The sequence below is a fragment of the Stenotrophomonas sp. genome (assembly GCF_050737075.1).
Classification (GTDB): Bacteria; Pseudomonadota; Gammaproteobacteria; order Xanthomonadales; family Xanthomonadaceae; genus Stenotrophomonas.
In genome coordinates this window covers 1-8932 of record NZ_JBOHXV010000137.1, presented here as the reverse complement: position 1 = coordinate 8932, position 8932 = coordinate 1, and the positions used below count along the sequence as shown (strand labels likewise).

The window sequence follows — 8932 nt, the reverse complement described above, 5'->3', positions numbered from 1 at the left end:
GCGGCACCCACCGCGTAGCGCCGGGCTCTGCCCGGCCGTAGGTACCGACTGTTAGTCGGTACACATATAAGGAGAAGCCTCATGTGGTATTTCGCCTGGATCCTCGGCACCGGCCTGGCCTCGGCCGCCGCCATCCTCAACGGCATGTGGTTTGAAGCACGAGAGGCCGGCGCCACAGACCGCGACGCCCGATAACCCCGACGGGTATCGCCGACTGGGGACGCCGACTGGGTAGAGCTGACTGGGTAGAGCCGACTGTTAGTCGGCTGCTCCCAAACCGTAAAAAAAGGTTGCCCAAGGCGTCATCACACCGTATCCTTGTCGGCTCCTTCGGGGTGTAGCTCAGTCTGGTAGAGCGCTACGTTCGGGACGTAGAGGTCGCAGGTTCGAATCCTGTCTCCCCGACCACTTCGGTGGTCGCATTGAAGCCTGGAAACACGATTTTCAGGCTTTTTTGTCAAGGTCGTGGCAACACGGCATCCGAAGGTGAAACAACGGTCCCCCTTGCCGCCGAAGGGAGGGATCGATACAATAGGCGGCTCCTTACGGGGTGTAGCTCAGTCTGGTAGAGCGCTACGTTCGGGACGTAGAGGTCGCAGGTTCGAATCCTGTCTCCCCGACCATACAAGTGGTCACATTGAAGCCTGGAAGACGAATGTCCTCCGGGCTTTTTTGTATTTGTCGTTCGCGTTGCCCCGTACCATGTGCACACCCCACGCGCGTAGAGCCGGGCTTTGCCCGGCTACGCGAACCGCCAGCACCACGTAATGCCGGGCAGAGCCCGGCGCTACGCGCTTGTTGGCACACCGTTTTAGAGATGCCTGCCATGACCCCTGCCGATCCCCATTCCACGTCCCTGCTTCGCGGGCGCGTACTGGCCTTTTCCGCCATCCTGCTGGCCGCGCTGAACCTGCGCACGGCGGTGACCTCGGTGACGCCGCTGCTGGACCAGCTGGGCCAGACCTTCGGCTTCGGCACCACCATGACCGGCGTCTTCGGCATGCTGCCGACCGCCTCGTTCGCGCTGTTCGGCGTGACCACACCCATGGTCGCCCGCCGCATCGGACTGGAACGCACCGCCCTGCTGGCGATGGCGCTGGCGGCCGTTGGCCTGCTGCTGCGCTCGATGGCCGGCGGCGTGGGCAGCCTGCTGTTCGGTTCGGTGGTGGCGCTGGCCGGCATGGGCATCGGCAACGTGGTGGTGCCACCGCTGGTGAAGCGCTACTTCGCCAACCGCGTGGGCACCGTGAGCACGCTTTATATAACGGTGCTGCAGCTGGGCACGATGGTGCCGGCGCTGCTGGCCGTGCCGCTGGCCGAACAGGCCGGCTGGCGGGTGTCGCTGGGCATCTGGGCGATCTTCGCCGTGGCCGCCGCCCTGCCCTGGATCGCCCTGGCGCGCCGCCGCCCGCACCCGGACCCGCTGGACACCGCTGCCGACCCGGCCGCCCAGCCGCACGGCAAGGTCTGGCGCACCCCGCTGGCCTGGGGCATGGCGCTGATGTTCGGCATGACCTCGCTGATGACCTATTCGATGTTCACCTGGCTGCCGCGGATCGTGGTGGAAGCCGGCGCCACGCCGCGCTTCGGCGGGATCATGGTGGCGATCTTCGCCGCGCTGGGGCTGCTGCCCTCGCTGACCATGCCGGCCCTGGCGGTGCGCCTGCGCAACCCGTTCCCGCTGGTGGTGATTGGTTTCAGCGCGTTTTTGATTGCGTTTGCTGGGCTGCTGTTTGCGCCGATGAAGGCCCCGTGGCTGTGGGCGGTGCTGTTGGGTATTGGCCCCTCCACCTTCCCGCTGGCGCTGACCCTGATCAACCTGCGCACGCGTACCCCGGCCGGTTCGGCGGCATTGTCTGGTTTCATGCAGGGCGTGGGCTATGCGTTCAGCTGCCTGGGCCCGTTCCTGTTTGGCTGGCTGCATGCGATCAGCGGCGGCTGGCATCTGCCGTTCGGGTTCCTGCTGGTGTGTGCGCTGGTGTTGTTGTGTGCGTCTTGGGTGGCGTGCAAGCCGCAGAAGCTGGAAGACGTGTGGTGATCGCGATGGCCGCGCGGTGCCGCAGCGGTAGAGCCACGCCCTGCGTGGCTGCCCTTCGCCGGACACCGCGAAGCCACGCAGGGCGTGGCTCTACGGATCGTTAAGCACCCGGGCGTGGGGTCGAATGGGTTCGGCGTCACATATCGCGCTGTTGCGCCGCCCGCATCACGCGTCGTGCGCATCTTGTGACGTAGCGTGTCTGTAACTGACCGGTCTTGCGACACGGTCAGCCAGATCGGTTCTGCCGCGCAACCTGCGGCAACGGCCGATGAACGGTTTCAGGGTGTTCAGACCCCCGGAACAACGCCGTGGCGGCGGCCGGATGGTCTTATAAATCAATAAGTTGAAGTATTGATCGCGTCTGTTCCCACAGCTGCGGAGGCCATGGTGCGTCTTAACAATTTGTCAACAAACGCCAAGTCAGGCACGATTGGCATGTGATGTGCGTCACGTTTTACGCACAAACAGATTCTTTTGAAGGGATGCTCCCGGGGGTTCCATGTTTAACCATCGGCCGCTGACGCTCTGCGTCGGCCTGGCATGCGCCACGCTTTGCTTGTCGGTTCCGGCCTCTTTTGCGGCCACGTCGCGGGCAGACCACCTGGCAGAAATCAGTTCCTATCGGGACCAGGCGCGCTGGCTCGACGCGCTTGCCGCGATCGAACGCGCCCGGGTGGACGCGCCCAATGACGACCTGCTGTACCGCCTGCAGGTGCTCACCCTGTCCGACATCGGCAATGCGCACCGCGCGTGGAAGCTGTACCAGGCCCGCCCCGACCTGTTCGACGACGCGCAGAAGCAGCGCTTTGAAGCCAACTACCTGGCCAAGCGGGTCGGCTGGAGCTTGGCCTATGGCGCGAGCGAAGACACCCGCCTGGACGAGGCCGAAGACGCGCTGGCGCAGATGGAGCGCTACCTGCAGCGCGACGGCCTGACGGTGCAGACCGCGCCGCTGCGGATCCGCTATGACCGTCTGATCCTGCTCAACCGCCTGGGCCGCCACGAACAGCTGCGCACCGAATACCGTGCCCTGCTCGCCGAAGGCCATGAAGTGCCCAATTACCTGCTGGCCGCCGTCGGCGATTCGCTGATGGCCGGCCAACACCCCGACGAAGCCATTCCGGTGCTGGAAGCGGCCCTCAAGGCCGACCCCGGCCGCAGCGAAGTGCATTCCGAACTGGCGTACGCGCACCTGGAAAGCGAGCGCGCCGACACCGCCATTGACGTGCTCACCAAGTGGCAGGCGCAGGAACCGGCGTGGCGCTGGGCCAACGGCGCGCGTGCGCCGTATGCGAACTGGCCGCGCTACGAGGCCGACCTCAACCTGTCCATGATCCGCGCCTACAGCGGTGACCTGCCCACCGCGCAGCGCGACCTGGAAAAAATGGTGGAACTGGCGCCGGCCAACGGCGGCACGCAGTCCTCGCTGGGCAACGTGTACATGATGCGCGGCTGGCCGCGCCGGGCACTGGAACGCTACAGCATGGCCAACACGCTGGACCCGCGCGACGTCTCGGCGCGCCTGGGCCAGTACGACGCCTATGTGGAACTGCAGCGCGACGACCTCGCCCGCCCCATCCACGATTCGCTGCTGGAGCGCTACCCCAACCAGCCCTCCGTGCAGCGCATGGACCGCAGCTGGAAGGCCCACCGCGGCTGGCAGCTGCATGCCTATGCCGAAGGCGGCCGCAGCTCCGGCGGCGGCGGCGCCTCGCCGCTGGGTAACGACGACGGCCGCTATGGCGTGGAAGTGCAATCGCCGGTGATCGACGACCGCTGGCGCGTGGTCAGCTTCGCCGACCGCCGCAGCGTGACCTACCAGGAACAGACCATCCGCCCGCTGCGGATCGGCCTGGGCACGCGCTACCGCTACGGGCAGGCCGATGCCGAGCTGTTCGTCAACCGCGCCAACGACCATATTGGCGACACCGGCCTGAGCGGCGGCTTCGGCTGGCAGTTCAACGACCACTGGCATGCGGGCGTGACCGCCGCACGCAACGACGCCGACGCCTCGCTGCAGGCCCGCGTGTCCGGCATCACCGCCGACAGCGTGGCGCTGGCGGTGGACTACCGCCGCAATGAACTGACCCACTGGAGCGCAGGCGCCAGCCAGTTCCGCTACGACGACGGCAACCGCCGCGACACGCTCAGCACCAGCATCGAACAGCGCCTGCTCACCCGCCCCACCCTGCTGCTCGACGGCCTGGGCAGCATCTATGCCAGCCGCGGCAGCATGGATGACGTGCCCTACTTCAACCCGAGCGAAGACCGTTCGGTGGAGATCGGCCTGCGCGTGGACCAGCAGCTGTGGCGCCACTACGAGCGGCACTTCCGCCACCGCCTCACGGTGTCGCTGGGCAACTACTGGCAGCAGGGCTTCGGCAGCGCGCTGGTGCCCTCGGCCGAATACCGCCACGAGTGGCAGCTGGCCGATGGCCGCATCTTCGAATACGGCGTGAGCTGGTCGCGGCCGGTCTACGACGGACAACGTGAACGACACATCGGCCTCGACGCCGGTCTGCGCTGGGGACAATGAGATGCGACACATGGACTTGAAGCGCTTCACTTCCTGGCTGCTGCTGGCCCTGCTGGCCGTCTGCGGCGGCGTGCAGGCACAGACCGCCGCGCCGCCGGTGCTGGATTCGGCCGACAACGGCCTGCTGGTGCTCAGCTACCACGACATCCGCGACGACGTGGCGGTCAAGGGCGACCCCGATGCGTATTCGGTGAGCACCCAGAACTTCGCCGCGCACCTGGACTGGTTGTCGGCGCATGGCTACCACCCGGTGTCGCTGTCGCAGCTGATCACCGCCTCGCAGGGCGGCGCGCCGCTGCCGACCAAGCCAGTGCTGCTCACCTTCGATGACGGCCTGCGCAGCGTGTACACCAAGGTGTTCCCGCTGCTGCGCGCCTACAACTACCCCGCGCTGGTGGCGGTGATCACCGATTACGTGGACATGCCGGCCGATCGCAAGATCGATTACGGCTACCGCCCGTTCACCCGCGACGACTTCCTCACCTGGGAACAGCTGCGCGAGATGCAGCGCAGCGGCCTGGTCGAACTGGCCAGCCACACCGACAACCAGCACCACGGCGTGCAGTCCAACCCGCAGGGCAATTCGACCCCGGCGGTGATCACCCGCACCTACGACCCGGCCACGAAGCAGTACGAAACCGCCGCGCAGTACGAGGCACGCCTGCGCGCCGACCTGGCGCTGAGCGTGAAGCGCCTGCAGGACAACGTGGGCGTGAGCCCGAAGGCCATCGTGTGGCCGTATGCGGCCTACAACACGCTGAGCAACCGCATTGCCGAAGAGCTGGGCATGCCGGTGTCGTTCGACCTGGAAGGCCGCAGCACGCCGGTGACGCGCGACCTGCACGGGCTGGCGCGCCTGCTGGTGACCGGCAACCCGCCAGTGACCCAGCTGGCCTACGAGCTGCGCCGCGACGTGGAACGCGACGGCATGCGGGCGCTGCAGATCGACCTGGACGCGGTGTACGACGCCAACCCGGCGCAGCAGGCCAAGAACCTGGACGCGCTGATCGACCGGGTCAAGAAGATCGGCCCGACCCACGTGTTCCTGCAGGCCTTCGCCGACCCGGACGGCAATGGCTCGGCCGACGCGCTGTACTTCCCCAACCGCCACCTGCCGATGCGTGCGGACCTGTTCAACCGCGTGGCGTGGCAGCTCAAGACCCGCGCCGGGGTGAAGGTCTATGCGTGGCTGCCGGTGCTGGGCTATGAGCTGAAGGACCCGGCCATCCGCAAGGCGCTGGCCATCGAGAGCCCGGAAAAGGACGGCATCTTCCGGCTCGATTTCACCAACCCCAAGGTGCGTCACATCATCGACGACATCTACGAAGACCTGGCGATCAACTCGTACTTCGAGGGGCTGCTGTTCCATGACGATGCCTACCTGCGCGACACCGAACTGGCCAACCTGCCGCAGGAAGGCGACGACGGCGCGCGCACCCAGGCGCTGATCGACTTCACGCTGGAGCTGCGCAACGCCGCGCAGCGCTGGCGCCCGAAGCTGGCCACGGTGCGCAACCTGTACGCGCAGCCGGTGCTGCAGCCGCAGAGCGCCAGCTGGTTCGCCCAGCGCCTGGACCTGTTCAACAAGGCCTACGACCACACCGCGCTGATGGCGATGCCGTGGATGGAAGGCAGCCGCAACCCGGAGAAGTGGCTCGACCGGCTGGTACTGGCGGTGCGTGAGCACGACCCGGACCTGTCGCAGACGATGTTCGAGCTGCAGACGGTGGACTGGCGCACGCAGACCCCGATTTCCGGGCAACGCCTGCGCGCGCAGATACGCCGCCTGCAGGCGCAGGGCGTGCGCCATTTCGCCTGGTACCCGGACGACTTCATCGCCGGCAAGCCCTCCACCTACGATGCGCGCGCAGCGATGTCGGCACGCACCTTCCCTTACGAGGAAAAGTGAGGCCGCCATGCATCCGTTCCTCTACCTGCTGTTCCAGTTCGCCTTCTTCTACCCGATGGTGATGGCGTTCTTCTGGATGTCCGGCGGGCTGTATTACTTCTTCCGCCGCGAACGCAAGGCGCGCCTGCGCGACGACCCGCCGCCGATGACGCACTACCCGTTCGCCTCGATCCTGATTCCGTGCCACAACGAGGCGGACAACCTGGACGACACGCTGGGCGCGGCACTGGCGCAGAAGTACCCGGACTTCGAGGTGATCGCCATCAACGATGGCAGCCGCGACGACACCGGCGCGCGCCTGGATGCACTGGCGGCGCTGCACCCGCGGCTGCGCGTGGTGCACCTGGACCGCAACCTGGGCAAGGCCAATGCGCTGCGCATGGGCGCGTTGGCCGCGCGTTCGGAATACCTGGTCTGCATCGACGGCGATGCGATGCTGGAAGAGCACGCCACCCACTGGATGGTGTGGCACCTCACCTCGGGCCCGCGTGTGGGCGCGGTGACCGGCAACCCACGCATCCGCAACCGCTCCACGCTGCTGGGCCGGCTGCAGGTGGCCGAGTTCTCTTCGATCATCGGCATGATCAAGCGCGCGCAGCGCGTGTACGGTCGCATCTTCACCATTTCCGGGGTGATTGCCGGCTTCCGCCGCACGGCGCTGCACCGCATCGGCTACTGGGCCGATGACATGATCACCGAAGACATCGACATCAGCTGGCGCCTGCAGCTGGACCATTGGGACATCCGCTACGAGCCCAATGCGCTGTGCTTCATCCTGATGCCCGAGACCCTGCGTGGGCTGTGGAAGCAGCGCCTGCGCTGGGCCCAGGGCGGCGTGGAAGTGCTGCTGCGGCATGGCCGTTCGCTGTTCGACTGGCGCAAGCGGCGCATGTGGGGCGTGCTGCTGGAATACATCCTGAGTGTGTTCTGGGCGTACACGATGCTGACCATCATCGTGCTGTGGGCGCTGGGCAAGTTCATTCCGCTGCCGTCCGAGCTGTACATCGCCACGCTGCTGCCGCAGTGGCATGGCGTGATTCTGGCGCTGGTGTGCCTGCTGCAGTTCGCCAGCAGCCTGATCATCGACCGCCGTTACGAAACGCATATTGGACGTAATTACTTCTGGGTGATCTGGTACCCGATGGCGTACTGGCTCATCAGTCTGTTCACGACCCTGGTGGCCCCTGCCCAAGACGCTGCTCAAGCGCCGGGGCAAGCGGGCGATCTGGGTCAGTCCTGACCGGGGTATACGATGAACGCCACCAAGCCGACCCGCCGTTACGACTCACGCCTGATCCGCAAATCGCGCCAGCAGCCACGGCTGCAGCGTACTGCGTGGGGGTTTGTCACGATTGCCTTCTGGGGCTTTTACTTCTACCTGTGGGCGCCGCTGGTGACCGCGCTGTCGTGGTTCTTCGGCGGCAAGCTCGCGTTCCTGCAGCTGTATGAGTACAAGCAGTCGGTTGACCCGTTCATTGTCATTGCGCTGCCGGTGATGCTGGTGTGCTGCTCGGTGCTGCTGATCGCGTGGGCCGAATACAACCGGCTGCGGTTTGCCGGCAAGGAACGCCGCAACCCGCGCGAGGATGTGTCGCTGGACGAGATCGCGCGCAACCTGAGCGCCAGCCCGGCGCTGGCCGCGCAGCTGGCCCAGGGCAAGTCGGTGACGTTGCATATGGACGACCAGGCAAGGCCGGTGGGGTTGACGGAGCAGGTTCTGGCGGGTTGATCGGCTGACCCGCGCGTAGAGCCACCCCATGGGTGGCTGGTCTTCGGCGGGCACCGCGCAGCCACCCATGGGGTGGCTCTACCGCGAAATCTGCATCGCGCGGCCACCCATGGGGTGGCTCTACCGTGAAATATGCATCGCGCGGCCACCCATGGGGTGGCTCTACCGCGGGATTGGCACCGCTCCCCCATGTGTAGACATCTTCACATCCCTGACCCCGCCGAGGCGTAGATTCCGCCTCGGAGACATCCCGCACTTAACTGTGAGGGGATTCATCATGTTGTCTATCAAGACGCTGGTCGACGAAGTCGCCCGGGCAACCGGCCTTGGGAAAAATGCACAGGCGTTTCTCGGGGTCGTAGCCGATTACATCTTCAAACAACCCGGTGGCATCGCCGGCTTCCGCGACAAGTTCAAGAACGCAGGCCTCGGCGACATCTTCGATTCGTGGCTGTCAGGCCAGCCCAACATGCGCACCATCGATGCGGGCCAGATGCGCAGCGCGCTCGGTACCCAGGCCGTCCAGGAAATCGCGGACAAGTCCGGCTCATCCAGTGCGATGGTGCCCACGCTGCTTGCCACCGCGACTCCCATCCTGATACGCGCCATCACCGCCGGCGGGGTCATGCCCACGTCGCTGCCGGCCGGCCTCGCAGGCCTGATGGGGGGCGACAAGACCGGCGCAAGGCGGCCGTTCCGGCTCTGGCGCTGGGTGTTGCC

Annotated in this window: 6 protein-coding genes, 2 tRNA genes and 1 pseudogene; all 9 read left to right on the top strand. The window is 66.2% G+C overall.

The genetic code is table 11. The features are described from left to right. Window positions 1-81 precede the first annotated feature (81 nt). Window positions 82-195 (top strand): cytochrome bd-I oxidase subunit CydX, encoded by a 114-nt coding sequence (gene cydX, locus ACREPD_RS20890; RefSeq protein WP_431601076.1) that lies wholly within the window; start codon window positions 82-84, stop codon window positions 193-195. 136 nt (window positions 196-331) lie between these two features. Continuing rightward, window positions 332-408, top strand: a tRNA-Pro gene (locus ACREPD_RS20885). 138 nt (window positions 409-546) lie between these two features. Continuing rightward, a tRNA-Pro gene (locus ACREPD_RS20880) sits at window positions 547-623 on the top strand. A 203-nt stretch (window positions 624-826) separates the two neighbouring features. Continuing rightward, a complete protein-coding gene (locus ACREPD_RS20875; protein ID WP_431601075.1) occupies window positions 827-2038 on the top strand; it encodes a CynX/NimT family MFS transporter in 1212 nt (403 codons plus the stop codon). Between the two features lie 499 nt (window positions 2039-2537). Further along, window positions 2538-4574 carry a poly-beta-1,6 N-acetyl-D-glucosamine export porin PgaA gene (gene pgaA / locus ACREPD_RS20870; protein ID WP_431601074.1) on the top strand — a complete coding sequence of 679 codons (2037 nt, stop codon included), beginning with the start codon at window positions 2538-2540 and terminating at the stop codon, window positions 4572-4574. A 10-nt stretch (window positions 4575-4584) separates the two neighbouring features. Beyond that, complete coding sequence (pgaB, locus tag ACREPD_RS20865) at window positions 4585-6483, top strand: poly-beta-1,6-N-acetyl-D-glucosamine N-deacetylase PgaB (protein WP_431601073.1); 1899 nt, start codon at window positions 4585-4587, stop codon at window positions 6481-6483. A gap of 7 nt (window positions 6484-6490) precedes the next feature. Further along, window positions 6491-7739: pseudogene (pgaC, locus tag ACREPD_RS20860) on the top strand (poly-beta-1,6-N-acetyl-D-glucosamine synthase). Further along, window positions 7736-8212 carry a poly-beta-1,6-N-acetyl-D-glucosamine biosynthesis protein PgaD gene (pgaD, locus tag ACREPD_RS20855; protein ID WP_431601072.1) on the top strand — a complete coding sequence of 159 codons (477 nt, stop codon included), beginning with the start codon at window positions 7736-7738 and terminating at the stop codon, window positions 8210-8212. Before pgaC ends, pgaD begins: the two are co-directional and overlap by 4 nt. 277 nt (window positions 8213-8489) lie before the next feature. Further along, window positions 8490-8932 (top strand): YidB family protein (locus ACREPD_RS20850; protein WP_431601071.1); only part of this gene is annotated, 443 nt, incomplete at its 3' end.